The sequence below is a fragment of the Paraburkholderia acidipaludis NBRC 101816 genome, assembly GCF_000684975.1.
Classification (GTDB): domain Bacteria; phylum Pseudomonadota; class Gammaproteobacteria; order Burkholderiales; family Burkholderiaceae; genus Paraburkholderia; species Paraburkholderia acidipaludis.
This window is the reverse complement of the sequence record NZ_BAXZ01000023.1, coordinates 44,922-67,861: the sequence shown is the minus strand read 5'-3', so window position 1 is coordinate 67,861 and position 22,940 is coordinate 44,922. Positions and strand designations below refer to the sequence as shown.

General features: G+C 63.8%; 24 protein-coding genes and 1 pseudogene. 12 read left to right on the top strand and 13 right to left on the bottom strand.

Annotation, left to right across the window (positions count from 1 at the left end; genetic code table 11):
- Positions 1-62: 62 nt before the first annotated feature.
- The 3 genes from BAC01S_RS23435 to BAC01S_RS23425 all read right to left on the bottom strand — a co-directional run bounded on the left by BAC01S_RS23435 (position 63) and on the right by BAC01S_RS23425 (position 2,697).
- Positions 63-596 (bottom strand): cupin domain-containing protein, encoded by a 534-nt coding sequence (locus BAC01S_RS23435; RefSeq protein WP_218001766.1) that lies wholly within the window; start codon positions 594-596, stop codon positions 63-65.
- 202 nt (positions 597-798) lie between these two features.
- A complete protein-coding gene (locus BAC01S_RS23430) occupies positions 799-1,701 on the bottom strand; it encodes a LysR family transcriptional regulator (protein ID WP_027796946.1) in 903 nt (300 codons plus the stop codon).
- Between the two features lie 12 nt (positions 1,702-1,713).
- Positions 1,714-2,697 (bottom strand): LysR family transcriptional regulator, encoded by a 984-nt coding sequence (locus tag BAC01S_RS23425; protein WP_043203413.1) that lies wholly within the window; start codon positions 2,695-2,697, stop codon positions 1,714-1,716.
- A 66-nt stretch (positions 2,698-2,763) separates the two neighbouring features.
- Here BAC01S_RS23425 and BAC01S_RS23420 point away from each other — a divergent pair, with 66 nt between their 5' ends.
- Positions 2,764-3,255, top strand: a complete 492-nt coding sequence (locus tag BAC01S_RS23420; protein WP_027796944.1) for a GNAT family N-acetyltransferase — start codon at positions 2,764-2,766, stop codon at positions 3,253-3,255.
- Positions 3,256-3,363: 108 nt separating this feature from the next.
- Here the strand turns inward: BAC01S_RS23420 and BAC01S_RS32370 are convergent.
- Positions 3,364-3,609, bottom strand: a pseudogene (locus BAC01S_RS32370) (sugar O-acetyltransferase); the annotation flags it as partial.
- A complete protein-coding gene (locus tag BAC01S_RS32365) occupies positions 3,606-3,923 on the bottom strand; it encodes a hypothetical protein (RefSeq protein ID WP_043203411.1) in 318 nt (105 codons plus the stop codon). The gene BAC01S_RS32365 and the pseudogene BAC01S_RS32370, both read right to left, overlap by 4 nt.
- A 95-nt stretch (positions 3,924-4,018) precedes the next feature.
- Between BAC01S_RS32365 and BAC01S_RS23410 the strand changes: the two genes are divergently transcribed.
- Positions 4,019-5,503: an MFS transporter gene (locus BAC01S_RS23410; RefSeq protein WP_043203450.1), complete on the top strand. Its 1,485-nt coding sequence runs from the start codon at positions 4,019-4,021 to the stop codon at positions 5,501-5,503.
- A gap of 101 nt (positions 5,504-5,604) precedes the next feature.
- Positions 5,605-6,696, top strand: coding sequence for a phosphate ABC transporter substrate-binding protein PstS (pstS, locus tag BAC01S_RS32360; RefSeq protein WP_218001763.1), 1,092 nt, complete (start codon positions 5,605-5,607; stop codon positions 6,694-6,696).
- A 28-nt stretch (positions 6,697-6,724) separates the two neighbouring features.
- Here pstS and BAC01S_RS23400 read toward each other — a convergent pair whose 3' ends face one another.
- Together BAC01S_RS23400 and BAC01S_RS23395 are read right to left on the bottom strand one after the other, a co-directional pair.
- The gene (locus BAC01S_RS23400) at positions 6,725-7,204 is read right to left on the bottom strand and encodes a VOC family protein (protein WP_027796941.1); all 480 of its coding nucleotides are present in this window, start codon (positions 7,202-7,204) and stop codon (positions 6,725-6,727) included.
- 38 nt (positions 7,205-7,242) lie between these two features.
- Positions 7,243-7,521, bottom strand: a complete 279-nt coding sequence (locus BAC01S_RS23395) for a hypothetical protein (protein ID WP_027796940.1) — start codon at positions 7,519-7,521, stop codon at positions 7,243-7,245.
- Between the two features lie 242 nt (positions 7,522-7,763).
- On the opposite strand from BAC01S_RS23395, the gene BAC01S_RS23390 reads away from it, so the two are divergent.
- Complete coding sequence (locus BAC01S_RS23390) at positions 7,764-8,900, top strand: transporter substrate-binding domain-containing protein (protein WP_027796939.1); 1,137 nt, start codon at positions 7,764-7,766, stop codon at positions 8,898-8,900.
- 79 nt (positions 8,901-8,979) lie between these two features.
- On the opposite strand, the gene BAC01S_RS23385 is transcribed toward BAC01S_RS23390, so the two are convergent.
- Positions 8,980-9,879 carry an SDR family oxidoreductase gene (locus tag BAC01S_RS23385; protein WP_027796938.1) on the bottom strand — a complete coding sequence of 300 codons (900 nt, stop codon included), beginning with the start codon at positions 9,877-9,879 and terminating at the stop codon, positions 8,980-8,982.
- 93 nt (positions 9,880-9,972) lie between these two features.
- Here BAC01S_RS23385 and BAC01S_RS23380 point away from each other — a divergent pair, with 93 nt between their 5' ends.
- Positions 9,973-10,821, top strand: coding sequence for a helix-turn-helix transcriptional regulator (locus BAC01S_RS23380; protein WP_027796937.1), 849 nt, complete (start codon positions 9,973-9,975; stop codon positions 10,819-10,821).
- 63 nt (positions 10,822-10,884) lie between these two features.
- Here BAC01S_RS23380 and BAC01S_RS23375 read toward each other — a convergent pair whose 3' ends face one another.
- Positions 10,885-11,391, bottom strand: coding sequence for a universal stress protein (locus BAC01S_RS23375; RefSeq protein WP_027796936.1), 507 nt, complete (start codon positions 11,389-11,391; stop codon positions 10,885-10,887).
- A 163-nt stretch (positions 11,392-11,554) separates the two neighbouring features.
- On the opposite strand from BAC01S_RS23375, the gene BAC01S_RS23370 reads away from it, so the two are divergent.
- Positions 11,555-12,415: a class I SAM-dependent methyltransferase gene (locus BAC01S_RS23370; RefSeq protein WP_027796935.1), complete on the top strand. Its 861-nt coding sequence runs from the start codon at positions 11,555-11,557 to the stop codon at positions 12,413-12,415.
- A 315-nt stretch (positions 12,416-12,730) separates the two neighbouring features.
- Here BAC01S_RS23370 and metE read toward each other — a convergent pair whose 3' ends face one another.
- A complete protein-coding gene (metE, locus tag BAC01S_RS23365) occupies positions 12,731-15,025 on the bottom strand; it encodes a 5-methyltetrahydropteroyltriglutamate--homocysteine S-methyltransferase (protein ID WP_027796934.1) in 2,295 nt (764 codons plus the stop codon).
- Positions 15,026-15,156: 131 nt separating this feature from the next.
- On the opposite strand from metE, the gene BAC01S_RS23360 reads away from it, so the two are divergent.
- From BAC01S_RS23360 to BAC01S_RS23335, 6 genes are all read left to right on the top strand, one after another.
- Positions 15,157-16,065 carry a LysR family transcriptional regulator gene (locus BAC01S_RS23360; RefSeq protein ID WP_027796933.1) on the top strand — a complete coding sequence of 303 codons (909 nt, stop codon included), beginning with the start codon at positions 15,157-15,159 and terminating at the stop codon, positions 16,063-16,065.
- 141 nt (positions 16,066-16,206) lie between these two features.
- Positions 16,207-16,857 (top strand): VC0807 family protein, encoded by a 651-nt coding sequence (locus tag BAC01S_RS23355; protein WP_027796932.1) that lies wholly within the window; start codon positions 16,207-16,209, stop codon positions 16,855-16,857.
- Between the two features lie 89 nt (positions 16,858-16,946).
- Positions 16,947-17,474: a 2,4'-dihydroxyacetophenone dioxygenase family protein gene (locus BAC01S_RS23350; RefSeq protein ID WP_027796931.1), complete on the top strand. Its 528-nt coding sequence runs from the start codon at positions 16,947-16,949 to the stop codon at positions 17,472-17,474.
- A gap of 65 nt (positions 17,475-17,539) precedes the next feature.
- A complete protein-coding gene (locus BAC01S_RS23345) occupies positions 17,540-18,853 on the top strand; it encodes an MFS transporter (RefSeq protein ID WP_027796930.1) in 1,314 nt (437 codons plus the stop codon).
- A gap of 14 nt (positions 18,854-18,867) precedes the next feature.
- Positions 18,868-19,599 (top strand): SDR family NAD(P)-dependent oxidoreductase, encoded by a 732-nt coding sequence (locus BAC01S_RS23340; RefSeq protein ID WP_027796929.1) that lies wholly within the window; start codon positions 18,868-18,870, stop codon positions 19,597-19,599.
- Between the two features lie 62 nt (positions 19,600-19,661).
- Entirely contained in the window at positions 19,662-20,471 is an 810-nt protein-coding gene (locus BAC01S_RS23335; RefSeq protein ID WP_027796928.1) for an IclR family transcriptional regulator, read from the top strand.
- A gap of 31 nt (positions 20,472-20,502) precedes the next feature.
- On the opposite strand, the gene BAC01S_RS23330 is transcribed toward BAC01S_RS23335, so the two are convergent.
- The 3 genes from BAC01S_RS23330 to BAC01S_RS23320 form a co-directional block, all read right to left on the bottom strand.
- Complete coding sequence (locus BAC01S_RS23330; RefSeq protein WP_027796927.1) at positions 20,503-20,901, bottom strand: VOC family protein; 399 nt, start codon at positions 20,899-20,901, stop codon at positions 20,503-20,505.
- A 141-nt stretch (positions 20,902-21,042) separates the two neighbouring features.
- The gene (locus BAC01S_RS34055; RefSeq protein WP_245616660.1) at positions 21,043-21,882 is read right to left on the bottom strand and encodes a type VI secretion system Vgr family protein; all 840 of its coding nucleotides are present in this window, start codon (positions 21,880-21,882) and stop codon (positions 21,043-21,045) included.
- Between the two features lie 177 nt (positions 21,883-22,059).
- Positions 22,060-22,800, bottom strand: a complete 741-nt coding sequence (locus BAC01S_RS23320; RefSeq protein WP_027796925.1) for a 3-ketoacyl-ACP reductase — start codon at positions 22,798-22,800, stop codon at positions 22,060-22,062.
- Positions 22,801-22,940 lie beyond the last annotated feature (140 nt).

The window sequence follows — 22,940 nt, the reverse complement described above, 5'->3', positions numbered from 1 at the left end:
ATGTCGCCGACACTCACCCCACGCTCGCAAGCATCAGCGCCGGTTCATCGCGGATTCAACCTTCAAGGCACGATCAAATAGGGCTGGTCCGGCCGAAGATTGGTGAAAATGAGAAAGCGCAATATTTCCGATTTGCTGGGGTTTCGGAACAGCGTGTGGGGAATGTTCGGCAGATCCTGCAGCGTCTCGCCCGCGTGGTAAATCCTGGGCGTATCGTCACCGTATGCGGACTCCGCCATGCCCTCGACGATATAGTTCAAACCGGCAACGGGATGATGATGCAGCGGCGACGCAACGCCCGGTTGAAAAGTGACGAGCATCATCTGCATTTCCTGGTCCGAACCGGGAATGGCCCGCTTTTCAAGCAGGGTTCGCACAACAGGCTGGATGGATTGCGCCTCGGCTCGCGCCGGACGACTCCAACTCATCAGGCCTGTCGTCGTAGCTGCGGCAGCGAGCGCCGTACAGGCGAATTGACGTCTCGACAAGGAGATCGGCTTGCTTTGAAAGGTAGGGCAGCACCAGCACATCTGTTCACCCTCGAGAAAGTTGAAAAGAAAGCCTGACGTATCGTGCGCCACAAGCCAATCACCCAATCAACCCGTCGGGTCGACAGCGACGCCAGGCGTTTCGACAACGGCCACCACAATCGCGGCGGCCGTGCCGAAGAAGAGACGGCGCCACTATCGCAGACCTCTCTTCACGCGGAAAGCGACCGATGCACAATTTGGTATTGCAGAACGAGCACGACCCGAACAAACGCGCTACGCATGGCTATTCCGATCCAATTCCTTTTTCTCAAGCCCTGAATTTCTTGAAGCAGTCAAACAGAAAGTCCAGACAAACGCGAACTTTGGGAACACGATTCCGGGGTGCCAGGGTTACGGCCGAGATATCGAACTCGGTCGGGTCTTCATAGTTTTCCAGAACCTGGGTCAGCGCGCCGCGTGCCACGAGCTCGTCGCCTATCACCTTATTGATGCGCCCAATTCCCATGTTTGCCCGCACGAGCGACACGATCGCCGATGTATTGTCTGCGCGAATCCTTCCCGCTACGGGCAGAGTGGACAACTCGCCGCCGCCGTCGAATGGCCATTGATTGTGGGAGCCAACAGCCGCATTGGCGATCAGATCGTGATGCTTCAGGTCGTGCGGAAATCGGGGAGTGCCGCGCGCGGCCAGATAGGCGGGCGACCCATACAACGCCCTTCGGTGCGATCCAAGCTTCAGCGCCACATGTGTGTCGCGCGGAGCGATGCCTGCCCTGACGGCAATATCGACGCCCTCCGTCGACATGTCCACCGCCCGGTCGGAGATATGCAAGCTCACGTTGAGGTCTGCGTGGAGATCGGTCAATGCACGCAAATTCGGAATCACGACATATTCGGCCAGGATGCACGCGACGCTAATCCTGACCAATCCCGATACCCGATTGCTGCGCGCCGCCAGATCGTCGGCCAGGGCTGTCGCGTTTTGCGAAATCGTTTTGGCATGCTCAAGAAAAATGCGGCCGTCGTCGGTGAGGGACAGGCCGTGGGTACTCCGGTGAAACAAACGCAGTCCGCATTCGGCTTCCATTTTCGACAACGTGCGCGATACCTGACTGGGATGTTCGTTGCGTTCCCGGGCGACGGCAGCAACGGAAAGGGATTCGGCGAGTCGAACGAAAAGATAACAATCCTGGAGAGAGAGGTCCATCATAGGATCACGCCTTCAGAGGGCTTCATGAGCATGGCTTCCGGGCATGCTTAACGCCGAAAGCAGTTGTTCACGCATCCAGCGATGCGCGGGCGAGTTCGAATGTCGCCGATGAAAGTACACCTTGAGCAGGTAACGAGGAATATCGAACGGCGCGGGATAAATTGCGAGCGGGATCGCATCGGCCAGCAGTAATGCCACGCGCCGCGGCAGCGTGATCAGAAGCTGCGAGTTGGCGACGATGAAGGGGGCAGTCATCACGCTCGGCAACTGCACGGCCACGTCGCGAACGAGTCCCGACTTGAGCAGCACGCCATCGATAACGCTGCCCTCGGTATTCCATGGTGTGACAACCACGTGCCGCTCCGCAAGATACTGAGCCAGCGATAGCTTTTTCCTGATTCGAGGATGCCCCTTCCGGACCGCAACCACGTAGTCGTCCGCAAAGCCATCGAACGACTCGAGGCCCGTTTCCCGGGACTCGTCTCCGTGCGAAAACCCGAGGGCGAACTGGATTCGGCCGGAGGCAAGGTCGTCCAGCGATTCGCGGTGGGTCGAATAGATCATCCGGACGCGCATCCGGGGCGCGTTGCGTTCCAGCGCCGCGATCAGGGAGGGCAATAGCGCGAACGCGGTGAAGTCGGTTGCGGCGAAGACAAAGGTCTGACTGCTGGTGGAAGGAACGAACCGGCCAAAATCGCTCAGGCTGCCTGTCAGGGACTGTAACGCTGCGCCGACGCCCGGTGCCATCTGTTCGGCTCGCGCAGTCGGCTGCATACCGCTCCCGTGGCGCACGAAAAGTTCGTCTCCCAACGCGCCGCGCAGGCGCGCGAGCGCGTGACTGCATGCCGAGGCGCTGATGGAAAGCTCCTCGGCCGCCGAGACCACGCTCCGCAGCCGGAATAGCGCGTCAAAAACCAGCAACAGGTTCAGATCGATGCGCCGAAGGCCATCATGCATGATGTGCAGTATTGGATGAAAAAAATGCAGTACATGCATTTTGCGTCACTTTTATCATCTTGTCTTTCTCTTCTCGACGGGCCGGTCTCCGGCCGAATTTTGCCGATGACAACCCCAAGCTTCCGACAAGCGGTTCCGTCCGATACCGACCGCTGCCTTGAAATCGAGACTTCAGCCTATGAAGGCGACGAGGCGGCTACGCGGGAGAAGATTGCCGCTCGCATCGACCAATACCCGCAAGGGTTCCTCGTGATGGAACTCGACGGAGAAGTCATTGGCTTTGTCAACAGCGGGTGCGCATTTGAAGTCCTCATGTCCGACGAAGCGTTCAAGGAGCTTGTCGGGCACGACCCTGAGGCGCCGAACGTCGTGATCATGTCGGTGGTGATCGACCCGGCGCATCAAGGTAAAGGCTATTCGTCGCTGATGATGCGAACCTTCGTCTCGCGAATGTCTGGCATGGGCAAGAAAACCCTTCACCTCATGTGCAAGGAACGTCACGTGGCACTGTATAAGCACCTTGGCTACCGCTACGTGAAGCCCTCAAGCTCCGATCACGGCGGTATGTCGTGGCACGAGATGATCATGGCGATTTAATCGTAGCGGGCTCTCGCTTCCTCGACTTCGGAAAGATACTAGCCGTCAAGATGAGACAGCATGGCTGGCAGATCAGCATGTTGCCCTCCTTTGATGGCCATGCAAGCAGAAGACATTGCGGCCGACACGGATATCGACCCCGCCGGTCGTATAGAACGGTGGAATCAACGAAAAGCTGTCGTCCACTGTCTTGCCGATGAGATCGCTGAACAAGGCGCGGATTTCATGGGCATCGTTGAACGTCAACCGGTTGAGAGCGGCGGTAAGCGTCATCGCTCGCCGGACGTTTGCTGACATTGCCGCCGATTCCGGCGTTCTTCTGGAAATGATCGTGGTGCGGTCATCATTCGTCATTTGTCATGTTCCTCCCGTTGCGCTCCTGTGATTGTCGGTTCCGTCGATGCCGCGCGCCATCGATCGCGCGGCGGCGTGGAAAAATGGCGAACGCCGCGGACGAAATCATCCAGCCGTTGAAAAACTGTGCGGTTCCGCACAGACTCCCTGTCGAAGAGATCGCTGACTGGCACCGACGGAACCCGATCGCGCTCCCTTTTCCACGCCGGGCCGATTTCCTCGGCGCCTGTCATCCTGCCGACACCGGCGAGCGTCACCATCCCGTCACGAAAGGGCGACCAGGCCGCGCCACGCTGCACGGCTCCATGGATCATTCCCTTGCTCCACGTCGCCACGAATGGAGCATGGGTCACCCGCGAACCGCCGACGTACCGGTAATCATCAGACGAGGAGCTTTCGGATGCAAGACATGGCGGCTACAAACGACTTGCGAAAGACCACGATCAAGTCGGTCCAGGAGTATATCGACGAACGGCCCATGTGGCCCGACGGCACGCGGCTTCCTTCGATCCCGATGACGGGGATGCAGTGGCGCATCTGGTCACTCGCGGCAGCCGGAAAATTCTTCGAAGGCTTCGTCGTGTTCATGACGGGCGTGGCCTTGCCGCTGATCTCGCGCGAATTCGGCATCAGCGCGGCGCAGAACGGCTTCATCAGTGCCGCAAGCCTGTGCGGCATTCTCGTCGGCGCGGTGGGCCTCGGCGGCATGTCCGACCACTTCGGACGCAAACGCATGTTCATCGTCGAGATGATCATTTTCGTCGCGTTTCTCGTGCTGCTGGTGTTCTGCGCCAACTTCGTCTCGCTCGTGGTCTGCCTGTTCGGCCTCGGCGTGGCGCTCGGATGCGACTATCCGACCGCCCACATGATCATCTCCGAAAGCATTCCGAGCACGAGCCGGGGCAAGCTGGTGCTGGCCGCGTTCGCGTTTCAGGCCGTGGGCGCGCTGGCGGGGACCGGGGTCGGCTTCCTGGTGCTCTCGATGGTGCCGACTCTCGACGCGTGGCGCTGGATGTACGGCACGGCGATTTTCCCGGCGCTGCTCGTCACCATCGGACGTTTCTTCATTACCGAAAGCCCGAACTGGCTGCACGTCCGCGGCGCGACCGAACGCGCGGAGCTGGCCGCGCGCCGGCTGCTGGTTCGTTCTCCGCAATATCCGGCCGAGATCATCCTCGCGCGCGAGTTCGTCGTGGTCGGCAAGGGCGAGCACGAGAAAGGCAGTTTCCTCGCGCTGTTCGAGCGGAAAAACCTGCGCGCGACGATCTTCGCCTCGGCGCCGTGGTTCCTGCAGGATCTGGGCACTTACGGCATCGGCATCTTCACGCCGACGATTCTCGCCACCGCGTTCGGCGCCAAGCCCGATCACGTGCGCAGCATCGCCGACCTGATTCTCAACGATATCCTCGCCGCCAAGGGCGCCGCGCTCATCACGAGCCTGCTGATCATCGGCATCATCTTCGCGGTCGCGCTGGCCGACAAGTTTGGGCGTATCTGGCTGCAGGTCATCGGCTTCATTGGCTGCGCGGCCGGATTGCTGATCGCGTCGCTCTCCGACGGCTTCGACGGCGCGACGAAAACGGCCATGATTTTCGCGGGCTTCATGCTCTTCAACTTCATGACCAATCTCGGGCCGAATGCCCAAACCTATCTGCTGGCCGGGGAAGTCTTCCCCACCGCGATCCGCGGAACAGGTGCGGGCTTCGCCGCGGCGGTCGGCAAGATCGGCGCGGTGGCCACGGCCTTCCTGTTCCCCATTCTCCTCAGCAGCATCGGCACCGGTCCGCTTCTCTACATCCTTGTCGGCACATCGATTCTGGGTGCGGTGGTCACCTGGCTATTCCGTATCGAAACCAACGGGGTGAACCTCGACCAGATCGGCCGCCAGCCGTAAGCAGTTCGTACGCGGCTGCCTGATTCCCGATCCGGGACACTCCGGGAATCAGGCACGCGCGATTCAAGCAACGCTTTCCCAACAAGGCGACGGAGATTCGCATGGCTTACCCGCGCAAGAGCCAGGCATTCTGGCTACGGTGGATCAGGTTGGCTGGACGCACGCTCGGCATGGCGACGATCGCCATGCTGACGAGCGCGCCCGGCTTCGCCCAGGAGACGACGCTGAGCGAGACGGGCTCGACCCTGCTCTATCCGCTCTTCACCACCTGGGTGACGCAGTACACGAAGTCGCATCCCGGCGTTCACATCAACGCCGGCGCCACCGGTTCCGAGGCTGGAATCCAGCAGGTGATCGCGGGCAAGGTGAATATCGGCACTTCGGACGCCTACATGTCGGATGCCGCGATCAGACAGAATCCGCAGATCATCAATGTGCCGTTGGCGATCGCGGCCCAAACGGTCAATTACAACGTGCCGGGGCTGAACGCAACGCACCTGAAGCTGGACGGCCCGACGCTGGCGGGCATTTATTCGGGGGCCGTGCGCTCGTGGGACGCGCCGCAAATCGCGGCGCTCAACCCGGGGGTGACGCTGCCCCATCACGCAATCGTGCCGATCCGCCGCGCGGAGGGCTCCGGCGACACCTTCGTGTTCACGCAGTTCCTGACGTTCTCCACGCCTTCGTGGGAGAGCGATCACGGCTACGGCACGACGATCTCATGGCCCGACGTGCCCGGCAGCCTCACGGCCGTGGGCAATGCCGGAATGGTGAAAGCGATCCAGTCGACGGACTATTCGGTCGGCTATGTCGGCGTGAGCTATAGCGACGACATTGCTCAGGCGAAGATCGGCACGGCGGCGCTGAAGAATGGCGCCGGCGAGTTTGTCTTGCCGACCAAGGCGACGATCATGGCCGGCGCGGCTTCGCTCGGCGCGCGCACGCCGGCGGACGAACGCCTGACACTGGTGTTCGCGCCCGCCAGCGGGTCTTATCCGCTCGTGAACTACGAGTACGCGGTGGTCTCCACCAGGCAGCCCGACCCGGCCACCGCCGCCGCGATTCGCCGTTTCCTGCTCTGGACGATCGTGCCTTCCGAGGACAACGAAGCCTGGCTGACCTCGGCGCACTTCATTCCCCTGCCGCCGCACACCTGGGAATTGAGCCAGGCGCAGATCCACTCGATCAAATAGCGGCTACATCGCGCGGCGGCGCGGCTCGTCATCCCCCCGCGGCCGCCGCGCGCTCGATCGCCGCAATATCGATCTTTCTCATCTGCATCATCGCCTCCATGGCCCGCTTCGCCGCGCCAACGTCGGCCCCGTTGACGCATTCGAGCAGGCGCCTCGGCGTGATCTGCCACGAAAAGCCCCAAGCGTCCCGGCACCAGCCGCAAGCCGATTCCTCCCCGCCGCCGCCGACAATGGCGTTCCAATACCGGTCGGTCTCTTCCTGGCTATCCGTCAGGACCATGAAACTGACTGCCTCGTTGGCCTTGAAATTGGGCCCGCCATTCAGGCCTACGAAGCGTTGGCCGAGCACGGTGAACTCCACCGTCAACTCCGGCCCTTGGCCAATGCCCGGTATCGGGGAGACGTGACCTGCATCGACATGGCTATCGGGAAACGTGGCGGCATAAAATTCCGCCGCCTCGCGCGCTTTACCTTGATCGAACCACAGGCAGGTTACAAGCTCGGCCATCGCAATCTCCTTCGGAAAATACGTATGCCTGACTGATATCAGGCGGTTGGCGCGGACCGCGGCGCGCTCGCCAGGACGTGCCTGACTGCCTTTAGCACAGCGCCCTTCCCGGACTCGGAATTCACGGGAAAACGTTCGAATTCCGGGCCGGTTCTCACGTCCGCATAGAGGCCGCTCACGTCCTCGTGAAAATGCAGGAACGGTTTCGATTTCCAGTAGAAAACGCCTGTCGAGCGCTCCTTCAATTCGGAGAACTCACGCAACGCGCGCAGCAAGCTCTCCAGGCGGCCGAGTGCCTCCAAACCCGCATGTTTCATCGTTTCCCGCTCCCATGGAACACCATTGCCGTTGCCTCGCGATCGTCGACGGATTGTCGGCCATTCCGTCGACGGTGTCGAATGGGCCATTCTGCCCGAACCCGGCTCAAGCGGATTTCCCCGGGTCCACCCCGCTGTTGCCCCACCGCCGCCGCTCTCGACAGCGTAGGGCCAGCCCGCTAAGCTCCCAGCATCAGTCGTCTCCCCCATGCCAACCAAAACGAAAAGGACGGCGGACGTTCATGAAAGCATGTGGTCCGGCAGGCTCTATCCCGGCTGCGCGTTTCGCGCCGTGGCGCGTGCTCATTCGCGCGTGGCTTTGCGCGCTGGCTGCGTTTCTCGCCCCCCACACGTATGCCCAGCCATCGGCTGCAACCGTACGGGTCGGCACCTTCGTCATCGCCCCGTTCGTCATGCAGCAGAACGGCCAGCTCACGGGTTTCTCCATCGACCTGTGGACCGAAATCGCCGCCCGGCTGCATCTGCAAACGCGTTACGACGTGACGCCGAGCGTCAACGCGCTATTCCAGACACTGCGAACGGGCGAAGCCGATATCGCCGTATCCGGGCTTTTCTATAGCGTGGAACGCGACCGCGAGTTCGACTTCTCCTATCCGATCATGGAGGCCGGCCTGCGCGTGATGGTGCGCGACACGGGCGAAACCGCGGAGGTCACGCCGCTGCGCAGCCTCGCCGCGCTGCTCATCTCGCGCACGACGCTGCTGTGGTTCGCCGCGGCCATCGCGCTGAGCGTGCTGGCCGCGCACGTGGTCTGGTTCGTCGATTATCTGCACGCGCGCAAGCGCGGCGAGCGCGAGCCCTACTTCCCCAACATCTTCCGCGCCGTGTACTGGTCCGGTTCCACGCTGCTCACGCAGGCCGACGAGCCTCGCCGCCTGTGGATCTCGCGCGGCATGGCGCTGATCTGGATGTTCGTCGGGATCGTGTTCGTTGCGTTGTACACCGCGGAACTCACGTCGAACCTGACCGTGCAGCACATTCGCGGCGCGATCAACGGACCCAACGATCTCGTGGACAAGAACGTCGCCACGCTGGCCGGCAGTTCGGCCGTGTCCTGGCTGCACGACCACGGCGCGCAGGTGGTCCAGTACGTGCGCAACCGCGACGTGTACGAGGCGCTGGCGAAGGACGAGGTCGATGCCGTCGTGCTCGGCTCGGCCGGACTCAGCTACGTCGCCACGCACGAGGGCAAAGGCCTGTTCAAGCTGGTGGGGCCCGAGTTCAACCAGAACGACGTGGGCTTCGTGTTTCCGGTCGACAGCGCGCTGCGCCGACGCGTGGACGCCGCCCTCCTCGCCATGCGCGAGGACGGGACCTGGCAGCGCATTTACAACAAGTGGTTCGGGGCGGAGGACTGAGGCACAACGGGGCCGCGCAATGCCCCACGCGCGGCCCCGTCTCCTCCAGCCGCTGCCAGGCTATCGGGCTATCGGACTATCAGGCGGCCGAATCGAAATAGCTGCGCTGTTCCAGATCGGCCAGCAGCGTCGGCTGCACCGGCTGCCAGCCCAAACGCGCGCGGGTCCGCTTGCTGGAACTGGGGCAGTCCACACACGCGAACCGCGCGAACCAGCCGAAATGTGCCTCGGCTTCCTCCTGAGAAATCGCCGCCACGGGAACGTTCAGGCCTCGCCCGATCGTCTCCGTAATCTGCCTGAACGGCACGCCTTCTTCAGCGATGGAGTGGAAGGGCCCGCCTTCGGCGCCGTGCTCCAGCGCAAGACGATAAAGCCGCGCCGCGTCGAAACGATGGGTGGCCGGCCAGCGGTTCTGCCCGTCGCCCACATAGGCCGCGACGCCTTTCTCGCGGGCAATCGCGATCAATCGCGGCACAAAGCCGTGATCGCCCATACCGTGCGTGGTGGGCGAAAGCCGGATGGCGGCCACGCGCACGCCGCGCTCGGCGAAAGCGCCGGCAATCAGTTCGGGATTGCGCGGAAACGCGGGCAAGGTCACGTGGGGGCCGTCCTCCTCCGTCGTGACGCGGCCCGGCCCGAGCAGCGCGACGCCCGAGGACACGAGCAACGGACGCCCCGACCCTTCGAGCGCCCCGCCGATAGCCTCGATGGCGAGCCGTTCCTGTTCGCAGTTCTGAGCGAACTTCGAAAAGTCGTGATTGAACGCGGTGTGAATCACGCCGTCGCTGCGCGCGGCGCCGTCTCGAAGCACATCGAGATCGTCGAGCGACCCGCGCTGAACTTCGGCGCCCACCGCCGCCAGGGCGCGAGCGCTCTCTTCCGAGCGCGCGAGGCCGAGCACGCTATGGCCTGCCGCCATCAGATCCTTGACGACCGCCGAGCCCACCCAGCCCGTGGCGCCGGTCACGAATACACGCATGATGAAGTCCTCCAGGGTTTGCGTGCGACTAATATCGATGCGCGCTTTATCGTGGTAAAGTAGTGACGTTATCGTGTTATAAAAAGTAACAGGATGAGCGAACCCAACGGCAGTCCCCGTCTGCTTGGCGACTATCTGAAAGACCGACGCACGAAGCTCGACGCCGCAGCACTCGGCTTTACATCGCAGCGGCGACGCACGCCCGGCCTGCGCCGCGAGGAAGTCGCCCAGCGGGCCAGCATCAGCGCGGCGTGGTACACATGGCTTGAGCAGGGTCGCGGCGGCGCGCCGTCCGCCGACGTGCTGGACCGCATCGCGCACGCCTTGATGCTCACGAACGCCGAGCGCGAGCATCTCTTCCTGCTGGGCCTCGGCCACCCGCCCGAAGCCCGCTATCGCAGCAACGAAGGCGTGACGCCACGGCTGCAACGCGTGCTCGATACGCTGCACCCCTGCCCGGCGTTGATCCGCACGGCGATCTGGGACGTGGTGGCCTGGAACCGGGCCGCGACGGTGATGCTGATGGACTACGGCGCGGTCGCGCCCGCGCAGCGTAACGTGCTGCGCAACATGTTCCTCAATCCGCGCGCCCGCGCCATTCAATACGACTGGGAGAGCGTGGCGCGCTTCGTGGTGGGCGCGTTTCGCGTGGACGTGGCCCGTGCAGGCGCCGCGACGGCCGTGAGCGAGCTGGTCGGTGAACTCTGCCACGCCAGCCCCGAGTTCGAGGCCATGTGGCGCGAAACAACGGTCCCCACCCCTTACGAGGGTATCAAGCACATCCGCCATCCCGTGTTCGGCCCTTTCGCGTTCGAGCATTCGGCGTTTGCCGTGGATGGGCGGCCGGACCTCACGATGGTGGTGTACAACCCCGCCACGCCGGCCGACGCCGCCAGGATCGATGCCGTGATGAACGCGGAACCCGTTGCCGAGCAATCCTGAACGAAGGGCGGTGTGCCCGAAAGACATCGGCCGCATGACGCGGCGGCCGGCGTCGTGCGCCGCTTATCTGGCGCGCACGGAAGGCACCGTGCTCCAGCGCGAGCCCGCTCGATACAAAGAGCCTGCCGCGTGCGTTCCTGAGGCGATCTGAACCGGTATTTCCGCATGGCGTCGCACCGATGCAGCAACGTCTTCGCTCAGCCAGCGCCACCACCCCGCCTTGCGTTTGCCGAGCAGAATTAGATCGACGCCTTGCGCTTCGCCGAACGCCGCGATCTGCTGGCCGACCGTCGAACCCGCGAACGGGCGCGTGAGCATATGCACTTCGGCCTGCAGCGGCTGTTCGTACAGGGTCTGCGAGACCCGTGCGACGATATCGCGTCCGTGCGCCTGCATGGCCTCGACGATCAGGCCGTAGTCGCTATCGGCGGGGCCAAGGATGCAGGGGGTCGGGTCGACCACGTGCAGCGCATAGATTCGCGCATCGTATTTTCGGGCGGTTTCGATGGCCGAAGCCAGCAAGCTATCGTCCTGACTCGTGCTGACTGCAACCAGAATCTTCGTGTACATGGCGGGTGCCTCGCAAAGTGAGAGAGTGAATCGCGAGAGCCAGGCTTTCCGCTTCGTGATCCATGGTCGTATCATCGCGAAGCCGGATTAGAGGAAAATTAGGCCGGCCGCGCACGATCGTTCGCAGCCCATCTCTCCCACCCTCGTCTCCCACGGAGCACGCATGACCGACGCCCCCCGCACCGAACCGGACAGCACCGCCATTCGCGTCGCGCTGTGGCGCGCCCTGCATGTCGAAGCCGATCCGGCGCCGCACGTGCTCGACGACACGGTTGGCCTGCGGCTCGCCGCGCCGCCCGCGGGCTGGCGCGAGCGCCCCGACATGGACCTGAACGGCACGCGCGGCTATCGCGCGTCCATCGTCGCGCGAGCGCGCTTTATCGAAGACCTTGTCGCCGACGAAGCGGCGCGCGGCGTCACGCAATACGTGGTGCTCGGGGCGGGCCTCGATACGTTCGTCCAACGCCGGCCCGAAGTCGCCGCGCGCCTCACCGTGTTCGAAGTGGACCAGCCCGGCCCGCAAGCCTGGAAGCGCGAGCGGCTCCACGCGCTGGGCTACGGCGTGCCCGGCGGGCTGCGGCTCGTGCCCGTGGATTTCGAAGCGGGCGAATCGTGGTGGACGCGGATCGTCGACGAAGGCTTCGCGACGCGGAAGCCGGCCGTCATCGCCTCGACCGGAGTTTCGATGTACCTCACGCGAGAAGCCAATCTCGCGACGCTGCGCCAGATCGCGCAACTCGCGCCCGGATCGACGCTTGCAATGACCTTCCTGCTGCCGCTCGACCTGATCGAAGACGCCGCCGAACGCGCGCAGCACGAATTCGTTTATGCGCGCGCCCGCGCGGCCGGCACGCCGTTCATCAGCTTCTTCAGTCCCGACGAGATGGTGGCGCTCGCGCGCGAAGCCGGGTTTCGCGATGCACGGCACGTGGGTACGGGCGAGCTGACACGCCGCTACTTCCAGAGCCGCGGCGATGGCCTGAAACCGGCCAGCGGCGAATCGTTCCTGCTGGCCACGACCTGACCGGTGCCGAAGCCCCGGCCGCGTCCGGCAAGCAACACCTACCCGGGATTCTACGTACTCAACTTTGCGGTGCCGCGGCCGTTAAAGCAGTCATGGAACGAGGCAGCGGAGCGAACGACTTGCCGCCGCATACCACGGACCATACCCTGTCTCATGCAGTTGTAAGTGAGAAGCCACGCAAAGCCAACCTTCGGCGCCGGAGAGGTTTCGTCCGGCGCGTTTTCTTTTTCGCACCCCGGGAAGAGCGTGGAGGTTAACCGAAACGTCCCGAGACCGGCTCGGGACGCTGAGGGGTACGGATGAACCGTGCGCCGCTTACTTCGCCTCGGCGCGCAGCGCCTTCGCGGCGGCGACCATGTTGGTCAGCGCGGGAATCACTTCCGCCCATTGACGCGTCTTCAGGCCGCAGTCCGGGTTCACCCACAGACGCTCGGCCGGAATGCGTTCGGCCGCCTTCTGCATCAGCTGCACGATGTGCGCTTCGGTCGGGATGTTCGGCGAGTGGATGTCGTACACGCCCGGCCCTATTTCGTTCGGATACTTGAAGTTGTCGAATGCGTCGAGCAGCTCCATGTCCGAGCGCGAGGTCTCGATCGTGATGACGTCCGCGTCCATGTCGGCGATCGACGCGATGATGTCGTTGAACTCCGAATAGCACATATGCGTGTGGATCTGTGTCTCGTCCTGCACGCCGTTCGCCGTGATGCGGAACGATTCCACGGCCCAGCGCAGGTACTCGGCCCACTGCGCGCGGCGCAGCGGCAGACCTTCGCGCAGCGCGGCCTCGTCGATCTGGATCACGCGCACGCCGGCCTTTTCGAGGTCGATCACTTCTTCGCGGATCGCGAGCGCGAGCTGGTAGCACGACACCGAGCGCGGCTGGTCGTCACGCACGAAGGACCAGTTCAGGATCGTCACCGGGCCCGTGAGCATGCCCTTCATCAGCTTGTTCGTGAGCGACTGCGCGTAGGTGATCCACTCGACCGTCATCGCCTTCGGACGGCTGATGTCGCCGAACAGAATAGGCGGCTTCACGCAGCGCGAGCCGTACGACTGCACCCAGCCGAACTGGCTGAACGCGTAGCCGTCGAGCTGCTCGCCGAAGTATTCGACCATGTCGTTGCGCTCGGCTTCGCCGTGCACGAGCACGTCCAGACCCAGCGCTTCCTGTTCGCGCACGCTGCGCTCGATCTCGGCGCGCATGGCGGCCTGATAACCGGCGTCGTCGAGCGTGCCGGCCTTGTACTGGCTGCGCGCCTGGCGGATTTCGCCGGTCTGCGGGAACGAGCCGATCGTCGTGGTCGGGTACGCCGGCAGGTTCAGGATCGCGGCCTGCTTCGAAGCCCGCTCCGCGTAGGCATGCTGACGATTGCCGAGGTTCGCGTCGATACGGGCCAGCGCGGCCTTCACCGCCGGGTTGTTCACGCGCGGCGAGCTGCGGCGCGCGGCGATCGCGGCGGCGTTGGCGGCCAGTGCGTCGGCAACCTTGTCGCGGCCCTGATTCAGCGCGGCGGCAAGCAGTTGCACTTCGTCGAGCTTTTGCAGCGCGAAGGCGAGCCACGAGCGGATTTCCGCGTCGAGCTTCGTTTCGCTCGCGAGATCCACGGGCACGTGCAGCAGCGAGCACGACGGCGCGATCCACAGGCGATCGCCCAGCTGCTTCGCGAGCGGCTCGAGCCATTCGAGCGCGGCGCCCAGATCCGTCTTCCAGATGTTGCGGCCGTTGATCGCGCCCACGGAGAGCACGCTTTGCGCGGGCAGTTTCTGCGCGGCGAGCGCGACTTCCTCACGGGCGTTGATCGCGTCGATATGCAGGCCGTCCACCGGCAGGCTGCACGCGAGATCGAGGTTTTCCTTCAGTTGACCGAAGTACGTGGCCAACAGCAGCTTGACGCTGCGCTCTTCGAAACCTTCGTAGGCCGTAGCAAATGCTTCGCGCCATGCCGGTTCGAGTTCGGTCACGAGAATCGGCTCGTCGATCTGCACCCACTCCACGCCCAGCGCGTTGAAATGGCTCAGCAGCGCGCGGTACACGGCCATCAGGCGCGGCAGCAGCGCGAGCTTGTCCGAGTCGTCCTTGGCCTTGCCGAGCCACAGGTAGGTCAGCGGCCCGATGATGACCGGCTTGACTTTCACGCCTTGCGTGCTGGCTTCGCGCAGTTGTTCCGAGAGGCGCGAAGTGTCGAGGTGGAACTGGGTGTCGGCCGTGAATTCGGGGACGATGTAGTGGTAGTTCGTGTCGAACCACTTCGTCATTTCGCCGGCAGCCACACCGCCGCAGCACGCGGCGTGGTCTTCGGCGCCGGCGGCCGAGCGGCCACGCGCCACGCGGAAGTAGTTGTCGAGCTTGTCGCCATGGAAGCCCTGCATGCGTTCCGGCAGGTTGCCGAGCGTGAAGCTCATGTCGAGCACCTGGTCGTAGAACGCGAAGTCGCCCACGGGCACGAGATCCAGGCCCTTCTGATTGTCCCAGTGGCGCGCGCGCAGTTCGGCGCCGTGCGCCTTCAGTTCGTCGCGCGACGATTCACCCTTCCAGTAACGTTCGAGGGCAAACTTCAGCTCGCGTTTTGCGCCAATGCGGGGGAAGCCGAGATTGTGTGTCGTGACCATGTGGGCTGCCATCCAGAGTACAGAAGTTGGGGTAGTGGCAGCGATGATAGGTTTTCTCGCTCATGAAATAAAATGGATTTATTTCATCTTTCCATTAAAATTCTTCATTCATCCAGTTCAGGTCCGCCGCCATGCTCGAACGCATTCATCTCGTCATCGTCCGCGAAGTCGCGCGCCAGGGTTCGCTCACGGCGGCGGCCGGCGCGCTGTTTCTCACGCAATCCGCGCTGAGCCATACCGTGAAGAAGATCGAGCAGCAACTCGGCACGCCCATCTGGGACCGGGACGGCCGCAGCCTGCGGCTCACCCAGGCCGGTCAGTATCTCCTGTCGCTCGCCGAACGGCTCCTGCCTCAATTCGAACACGCCGAGGAACGCATGAAGCAGTACGCCGAGGGCGAGCGCGGCACGCTGCGCATCGGCATGGAATGCCACCCGTGCTACCAGTGGCTGCTGAAAGTGGTGTCGCCCTATCTCGAACGCTGGCCCGACGTGGACGTGGACGTGAAGCAGCGCTTTCAGTTCGGCGGAATCGGCGCGCTGTTCGGTTACGACATCGACGTGCTCGTGACGCCCGATCCGCTCAAGCGCCCCGGCCTGCGCTTCGACCCCGTATTCGACTACGAGCAGGTGCTCGTGGTGGCCGAAAGCCATGCGCTCGCGAACGCCCGCTACGTGAAGCCGGAACAGTTGATGGACGAAACGCTGATCACCTATCCCGTCGAAACCGACCGGCTCGACATCTACAACCACTTCCTGCGCCCCGCGGGCGTCGCGCCGCGCCGGCACAAGACGATCGAAACCACCGACATCATGCTGCAGATGGTGGCGAGCAATCGCGGCGTGGCGGCGCTGCCGCGCTGGCTCGCCGATGAATACGCCGAACGTATGCCGGTGGTGAGCGTGAAGCTCGGCAAAGACGGCATTGCCAAGCAGATCTTTCTGGGCACGCGCGAGGCGGACGCGCCAATCGACTATCTGAAGTCGTTCGTCGAGTTCGCGCGCGGGGCGGACTGGCGGGCTTCGAGGTTAAGCGCCTGAGCCGACGATAAGCTGACGAGCTGACTATCGGCCACCCCGCCGAAAAGTAGCCTATCCTTGGCTCTGGCTCCGCATGGCCCGGTACAAAAAGCCGGCATTCAGGACCCCGACGGATCCACGGTCAGACAGCACACGCTCATCATGAATCCCTCCGCCCGGTATGTCCTCGCATTCGTCGTCAACGTCGCACTGCCCGTCGCGGCCTACTGGGCCGCGATCGGCACTTACGGGCTGGTGGGTGCGCTGATCGCATCGAGCTTGCCCGTGCTGGTGTGGATGACGATCGATCTGCTGCGATTCCGGCACTTCGACGCGCTGAGCGCAATCGTGCTCGCGGGGATCGCCCTGTCGCTGCTCGTGCTGCTTTCAGGGCCGCCGCGCTGGCTGCGGGAAGCACGCGACCCGCTGGTGAACGGCATGATCGGGCTGCTCTTTCTGCTCTCGCTGGCCTTGAGGCGCCCCCTCGTTTTCTATCTCGGACGATCGACGCTGTCTCGCCAGCGTGCCGGGCGAGAAAATGAGTTCGACGAAATGTGGCGGACCCGCCCCGCCCTTGTGAAATCGATCCGACTCATGACCGCCGTCTGGGGCATCGGCCTCGTGGGCGAAAACGTGATCCGGCTCTGGATCGCCAGCTCCATGACGAATCCCCCTGCCGATCGCCTCTCCACGATCATCCGATATACGGCCTACACGGCGCTGACGGCCTGGACGATCTTCTATCGGCGCGTGTATCTCAAACGCCAGAATGCGCCTGCGCCGGCTGAAGCGGCTGGTACCGGTTCCGCTTGACACCTGTCTCGAAACGTCTGACTATCGGCGCATCGCGCATGTCCACAATGCGACGCACATGTCCACCATATGGACAGACAGGAGACGGAATGACAGCCCCATCGAACGGCGCCGATGCCATGACGCCCTATCAGCTCCCCAACCCGCCTGAAGCCTTGCGTGAGATCGTGGTCGAATCCGCGATACCCAAGGACGAGCGCGTGTGGGTGCCGCAGGCCGAAAACGTCTGGTTCCGGCCACTGTGCCTGAACGTATCCAGCGGCTACTGGATGAATCTGCTGCGCGTGCGCAAGTCCGGCGTGCTGAGCCGCCATCGTCATCCGCAAGCCGTGCATGGCATGGTGCTCAAAGGCCGCTGGCGCTATCTCGAGCACGACTGGGTGGCCACGGAAGGCAGCTATGTGTTCGAGCCGCCGGGGGAAACGCACACGCTTTACGTGCCTGAAGACGTGGAGGAAATGATCACGTATTTTCAGGTCAACGGCGTCATGTACTACTGCGATCCGTACGGCAATCACACGGGCTACGAGGACGTCTTCACGAAGCTCGAAATGTGCCGCGAGCACTACGAACGCGTTGGGCTGGGCGCCTGTTACGTCGACCAGTTCGTCAGGTGAGCCAACAGATTGCCTCATGCGGCAGCGTCACGCAAACATCACAAAAGCATTGGCGGAGACAAGACATGCAACCGAAGACACCGCGCCTGAAGCGCATACAGTGGATTGCGCTAACCTTCCTCACCCTGGCCGGCATCGTCAATTACCTGGACCGCAGCACGCTGTCCATCGCCAATCATTCGGTCAGCGGCGAACTGGGTCTTTCGGCTTCGCAAATGGGCTTGCTGCTCTCGGCCTTTTCGTTCGCCTACGCGTTTTCGCAACTGCCGGTGGGCGCGTTGCTCGACCGCTTCGGTGCGCGCGTCATGCTCGGTCTCGGCATGCTCGTGTGGTCCTGCGCGCAGTTGTGCGGAGGCTTCGTGCGCACGCTGCCGCAATTTCTCGCGGCGCGCATTGCACTGGGCATAGGCGAGGCGCCGCAGTTTCCGGCGGGCGCCAAGGTCGTCAGCGAATGGTACGCGTTGCGCGAGCGCGGCCGGCCCACGGGCATCTTCACCACCTCCTCGACAATCGGCCCCGCACTTGCTCCGCCCATTCTCACCGTCCTGCTGCTCGAGTTCGGCTGGCGCTGGATGTTCGTCGTGATGGGCGTGCTGGGCATTGCCGTTTCGATCGGCTGGTATCTCGTCTATCGCAATCGTGCCGAAGTGACGCTCGAGGCCGGTGAAATCCAGCATCTCACCGAAGACGAGCCGCACGCGCGCGCCGAACGCCGCATGACTTCGGCGGAATGGCGCGGACTCTTCAAGTCGGCCACCACGTGGGGCATGATCTTCGGCTTCATGGGCGTGATCTACATGGTGTGGCTGTACCTGACCTGGCTGCCCGCTTATCTGGAGCACGAACGGCACCTCACCATCGCGAAGACCGGCTGGGTCGTGGCGATCCCGTATGTGTTCGGCACGCTCGGCATGCTGTCGAGCGGCTTTGTCGCCGACGGCCTGATGGCGCGCGGCATGGCGCCGATCCGCAGCCGCAAGTGGCCGATCTGCTCCGGGCTGATCGGCGCAGCCGTGTTCACGGTGCCGGCCGCCTACACGCCGACGCTCACGCTCGCCATCGTCTACCTCTCGCTCGCGATGTACTTCGTCAACATGGCGAGCGGCGCCGCATGGGCGCTCGTGAGCGTCGCGGCGCCGCGGCATCTGGTGGCCTCGCTCGGCAGCATCCAGAATTTCGGCGGCTATTTCGGCGGCTCGTTCGCGCCGTTCGTCACGGGTCTCGTGGTCGATCAGACGCATTCGTTCGTCGACGCGTTTCTGATCAGCGCGGGCGTGGCGTTCGCGGCGGCGCTCGTCTACATGTTCGTCGTGCGCGTGCCGATCACGGAGATGGCGCCGCGCGACGCCGCGCCCGAAACCCGCATGACCCACTCCTGATTGCGCCTACCGTCATGACCTTCCAGCACGATCTCTTTGCAGGCAAGACGGCCGTGGTGACCGGCGGCACGCAGGGCATCGGCGCGGGCATCGCGCGCCATCTGGCCGCGCTCGGCGCGCGCGTGATCGCGGCGAGCCTCGCGCCCACCGACGCGCAGCGCCGCGCGCTGGCCGCCGACGGCATCGAAGCGGTTTCGCTCGATGTCGCCTCGAAAGCCGAGGTCGATGCGCTGTTCGCTTCGCTGTCGTCGCTCGACATGCTCGTGAACTGCGCGGGCGTGATCCGGCGCGGCGACGAACTCGATCCCGAGGTGTTCGCGCAAGTGCTGGACGTGAACCTGACCGGCACGATGCGCGCGTGCGCCGCGGCGAGGCCGCTGCTGGCCCAACGTGGCGGCGCGATCGTCAATACCGCTTCGATGCTGAGCTTTTTCGGCGGCGGGCTCGTGCCCGGCTATAGCGCGAGCAAGGGCGGCGTGGTGCAGTTGACCAAATCGCTCGCCATCGCCTACGCGCCGGAGCGTATTCGCGTGAACGCCGTGGCGCCGGGCTGGATCGCGACGCCCCTCACCCAGGCCTTGCAGGACAACGAAGAACGTTCACGGGCCATCCTCTCGCGCACGCCGCTCGGACGCTGGGGCTCGCCCGACGATATCGGCCCTGCCGTGGCGTTCCTCTGCTCGCCGGCAGCATCGTTCATCACGGGCACCGTGCTGCCCGTGGACGGCGGTTATCTGATCGCGTGACCCTGGCGAGGCGATGCGCCTCGCCGACGCCGTCACACCACTCCACAGCCACCCGCACCACCATGCCGATTTCCGCCGCCGCAACCCTGGAAGCCGCTCGCGCCACGGGCACTGCCGCCTTTTCGAAGTTCATGGCCGTACTGCAGTTGATTGCGGACGCAACGGAGGCGCCGGGCATGCCGCAGTTGGTCGCATCGAGCGGGTTTCCGCGTCCTACGGTCTACCGCATCGTCACTGCGCTGATCGCGGAAGGGCTCGTGGTCGAGAGTGCGCGCGGCGGCACGTTCGAACTGGGGCCAAGGCTCCTGACACTCGCCAGCCGCAGTTGGGAACATTCGGATATCCGCGTCGTCGCCGAGGAGGCGCTGCGAGCGCTGCGCGACGCGACGCAGGAAACCGTGCATCTCGCCGTGCGCAGCGGCAGTGAAATGGTCTACATCGAGAAACTGGAAAGCCCGCACGCGGTGCGCATGGCTTCGCGGATCGGCACGCGCGTGACGCTGTATTCGAGTTCGGTCGGTAAAGCCTGGCTGGCCGCACTCGACGAAGCCGCGCGCGGCGCGCTGCTGGAAGGCGTGGCGTTCGTGCCGCTCACGGCCAACACGATCGTCGCGCCCGAGGCTTTGCGCGCGGAACTCGACGCAACGCGCGAGCGCGGCTACGCGCAAGACCGCGAGGAAAACGAAGCACAGATCTTCTGCTACGGATGCGCGATTCGCAGTGCGAATGGCCAGCCCGTCGCTTGTATCAGCGTGAGCATTCCGCTCTTCAGGCTCAGCGAAACGCCGCTCGAAACGTATGTGGCGCCGCTGCTCGCCGCGTGCGGCGCCGTCGCCCAAAGACTGGGGCCCGCGCCGCGATCGGTCGCTTGATGCCGGCCGGGCCGCCGAAGCCTCGCGCGCCTTACTTGCGGCGGTACTTCGCGATGGCTTCTGCGCTAACCGGCGTAAACAGATTCACGAGATTGCCGTCGGGGTCGCGAAACAGCACCGAGCGGTTGCCCCACGGCTGCGTTGTCGGAGCCTGCACGAAATCCGTGACCGCCTCTTGCAGTTTCCGGTACTCGGCGTCGACGTCGTCCACGCGAAACTCGACGATGACCGACCGGTTGCTCGCCGGCGTCGCGGCTCCGGCGCCGAACAGATCCATCGTGCGTTGGCTGCCGACTGCGAGCGTCGCGGTCGGCGTGGAGAGTTCCGCGAAATCGTCCGTGTACCAGGTGGCCGAGAGGCCGATCGCTTCGTAAAAGCGAACCAGTCGCTTGATGTCGCCGGTGATGATTCTGGTTGAAACGAAATCCATCTTGCTCTCCGTGGAATGTGGTGGGATCGGTCGCATTGCCGCTGCCCGGCTCGAACTGCAAGCGGAACCCCGCAGCGGCAACTGCCACGCATCCTACTGGACACCTGCTGCCACCGTTCTGTCAGTAGCGCTGCGCGACGCTCACGGAACCGGCATGCGGACTTGCAGACTGTCGTGCGCCTCCGTGGCGCCGCTCACGTGCTGCGATCCCGACACCGCGGGCGGAATCTGGCTCGCAGCGGGCACGGAGCCGCCCAAGGTCACGACGCCGCCCCGCGCGACGACAACCACATTGGTCGAGTCCAGCCCTTTGACACGAACCAGCGCGCGGCGCACCTGCTTTTCGAGCAGATGGCTGGCTTTGCGAATCTGCTTCGCGCTCGGCGCCTGGCTCGTCGACGCGCCGGCGGGCACAGGCTGAAGTGACTTGTTCACGGCCTGCTGGCTACCGGTATCCGCCGCTTCGGCCTTCGATGCCTGCGCCGAGGAGGCCAGCGCCTTTGCCAGCGCCAGTGCGCCCTCAAGCTGCGCCACCGTCTCCTGCATGTCGAGCGGCTTGCCCGAGGCTCCGTTGCGGGCGTAGGCCGAGACCATCACGCCCGCACCGCCACGCACCGCTGCGGCCCCATCCGTGCGCAACTCTGCACCGCTGCTACGCTGTCCGTTGCTGCGGTCAACCCTGTGACCCAGGTTCAGTTGCGACTTGCCGTGCTCGGTGGCAACCTTGATGTGTTCCTCACCCTGGCGATCGTCGAGCTGGATCGTGTTGTTCGAACGTGTATGGATGGTATTGCGCTGCGCCCATGGATACCCCATCAGAACCGGGTCCGTGTGCTTCGCCGTATGCAGGACGTGAGAGATGAACGGCCTGTCGGGATTGCTCCAGAGGAAGGCGACACCAGCGACCGTTTTCGGTTCCAGTCCGAAGTGAAAGCCTACGTTACGCGTCGCTCGGGGCGAACTGGTCGAGCTGCGGGTCACTCCATCACACCCGGCCCATGCCAATCTCGCCATCGTGACGCTGGCCAGACGCAGCGAAACACCGCTAATGCCGACGTTTCGCCATTTCGTGTTTGCGCACCTGCACGACTGAGGAAGGGGGATGACTGAAGAACATGGCGCCCGGATTGGCAACCTGCAAACCGGGCGCCTTACGGCTTAGCTCATGTGCAGGCCGCCGTTCAGCGAGAAGTCGGCGCCCGTCGAAAAGCCCGCGTCGTCCGACGAGAGCCACGCGACGATCGACGCGATTTCTTCCGGCGCTCCAAGCCGCCGTACCGGAATGCTGGCCACGATCTTCTCCAGCACCTCGGGCTTGACCGCGCGCACCATGTCCGTGCCGATATAGCCCGGCGAAACGGTGTTGACCGTCACGCCCTTGGTGGCCACTTCCTGCGCAAGCGCCATCGTGAAGCCATGAATGCCGGCCTTGGCCGTCGAGTAGTTGGTCTGGCCGAACTGGCCTTTCTGGCCGTTCACCGAAGAGATATTGACAATGCGGCCCCAGCCGCGCTCGACCATGCCGTCGATCACCTGCTTGGTGACGTTGAAGAGGCTCGTGAGGTTGGTGTCGATCACGGCGGTCCAGTCTTCGTGCGTCATCTTGCGGAACACGACGTCGCGCGTGATGCCCGCATTGTTGACCAGCACGTCGATCTCCCCAACGTCCTTCTTGACCTTCGCGAAGGCGGCGGCCGTCGAGTCCCAGTCGGCCACGTTGCCTTCCGAGGCCACGAAGTCGTAGCCCTGTGCCTTCTGATCTTCGAGCCATTTCGCGCGACGCTGCGAGTTGGGCCCGCAGCCGGCAACCACGGTGTAGCCGTCCTTGAACAGCCGCTGGCAGATTGAGGTGCCAATGCCGCCCATTCCGCCGGTTACGTAAGCAATGCGCTTCGCCATAAATCCTCCTTTCATTTTTTGGGGGGTATAAGCCAGTCGACAAAAGCCAGGGAGGATGGAAGTCAGTTTGACGACCGCGCGCGCGCCGCACGATGGGCATTAACCCGTAGGTGAAAACGCGAAAAAACGCTGGAGCGAGG

Excerpts from the sequence above, each read along its gene's own strand:
- BAC01S_RS23350 (WP_027796931.1), top strand. The coding sequence starts at position 16,947 with ATGACAGCCCCATCGAACGGCGCCGATGCCATGACGCCCTATCAGCTC.
- pstS (WP_218001763.1), top strand. The coding sequence starts at position 5,605 with ATGGCTTACCCGCGCAAGAGCCAGGCATTCTGGCTACGGTGGATCAGG.
- BAC01S_RS23425 (WP_043203413.1), bottom strand. The coding sequence starts at position 2,697 with ATGCATGTACTGCATTTTTTTCATCCAATACTGCACATCATGCATGAT.
- BAC01S_RS23320 (WP_027796925.1), bottom strand. The coding sequence starts at position 22,800 with ATGGCGAAGCGCATTGCTTACGTAACCGGCGGAATGGGCGGCATTGGC.
- BAC01S_RS23345 (WP_027796930.1), top strand. The coding sequence starts at position 17,540 with ATGCAACCGAAGACACCGCGCCTGAAGCGCATACAGTGGATTGCGCTA.
- BAC01S_RS23355 (WP_027796932.1), top strand. The coding sequence starts at position 16,207 with ATGAATCCCTCCGCCCGGTATGTCCTCGCATTCGTCGTCAACGTCGCA.
- BAC01S_RS23410 (WP_043203450.1), top strand. The coding sequence starts at position 4,019 with ATGGCGGCTACAAACGACTTGCGAAAGACCACGATCAAGTCGGTCCAG.
- BAC01S_RS32365 (WP_043203411.1), bottom strand. The coding sequence starts at position 3,923 with ATGATCCATGGAGCCGTGCAGCGTGGCGCGGCCTGGTCGCCCTTTCGT.
- BAC01S_RS23335 (WP_027796928.1), top strand. The coding sequence starts at position 19,662 with ATGCCGATTTCCGCCGCCGCAACCCTGGAAGCCGCTCGCGCCACGGGC.
- BAC01S_RS23340 (WP_027796929.1), top strand. The coding sequence starts at position 18,868 with ATGACCTTCCAGCACGATCTCTTTGCAGGCAAGACGGCCGTGGTGACC.
- BAC01S_RS23380 (WP_027796937.1), top strand. The coding sequence starts at position 9,973 with ATGAGCGAACCCAACGGCAGTCCCCGTCTGCTTGGCGACTATCTGAAA.
- BAC01S_RS23375 (WP_027796936.1), bottom strand. The coding sequence starts at position 11,391 with ATGTACACGAAGATTCTGGTTGCAGTCAGCACGAGTCAGGACGATAGC.
- BAC01S_RS23360 (WP_027796933.1), top strand. The coding sequence starts at position 15,157 with ATGCTCGAACGCATTCATCTCGTCATCGTCCGCGAAGTCGCGCGCCAG.
- BAC01S_RS23420 (WP_027796944.1), top strand. The coding sequence starts at position 2,764 with ATGACAACCCCAAGCTTCCGACAAGCGGTTCCGTCCGATACCGACCGC.
- metE (WP_027796934.1), bottom strand. The coding sequence starts at position 15,025 with ATGGTCACGACACACAATCTCGGCTTCCCCCGCATTGGCGCAAAACGC.
- BAC01S_RS23385 (WP_027796938.1), bottom strand. The coding sequence starts at position 9,879 with ATGCGTGTATTCGTGACCGGCGCCACGGGCTGGGTGGGCTCGGCGGTC.
- BAC01S_RS23390 (WP_027796939.1), top strand. The coding sequence starts at position 7,764 with ATGAAAGCATGTGGTCCGGCAGGCTCTATCCCGGCTGCGCGTTTCGCG.
- BAC01S_RS23430 (WP_027796946.1), bottom strand. The coding sequence starts at position 1,701 with ATGATGGACCTCTCTCTCCAGGATTGTTATCTTTTCGTTCGACTCGCC.
- BAC01S_RS23370 (WP_027796935.1), top strand. The coding sequence starts at position 11,555 with ATGACCGACGCCCCCCGCACCGAACCGGACAGCACCGCCATTCGCGTC.
- BAC01S_RS23330 (WP_027796927.1), bottom strand. The coding sequence starts at position 20,901 with ATGGATTTCGTTTCAACCAGAATCATCACCGGCGACATCAAGCGACTG.
- BAC01S_RS23400 (WP_027796941.1), bottom strand. The coding sequence starts at position 7,204 with ATGGCCGAGCTTGTAACCTGCCTGTGGTTCGATCAAGGTAAAGCGCGC.
- BAC01S_RS23395 (WP_027796940.1), bottom strand. The coding sequence starts at position 7,521 with ATGAAACATGCGGGTTTGGAGGCACTCGGCCGCCTGGAGAGCTTGCTG.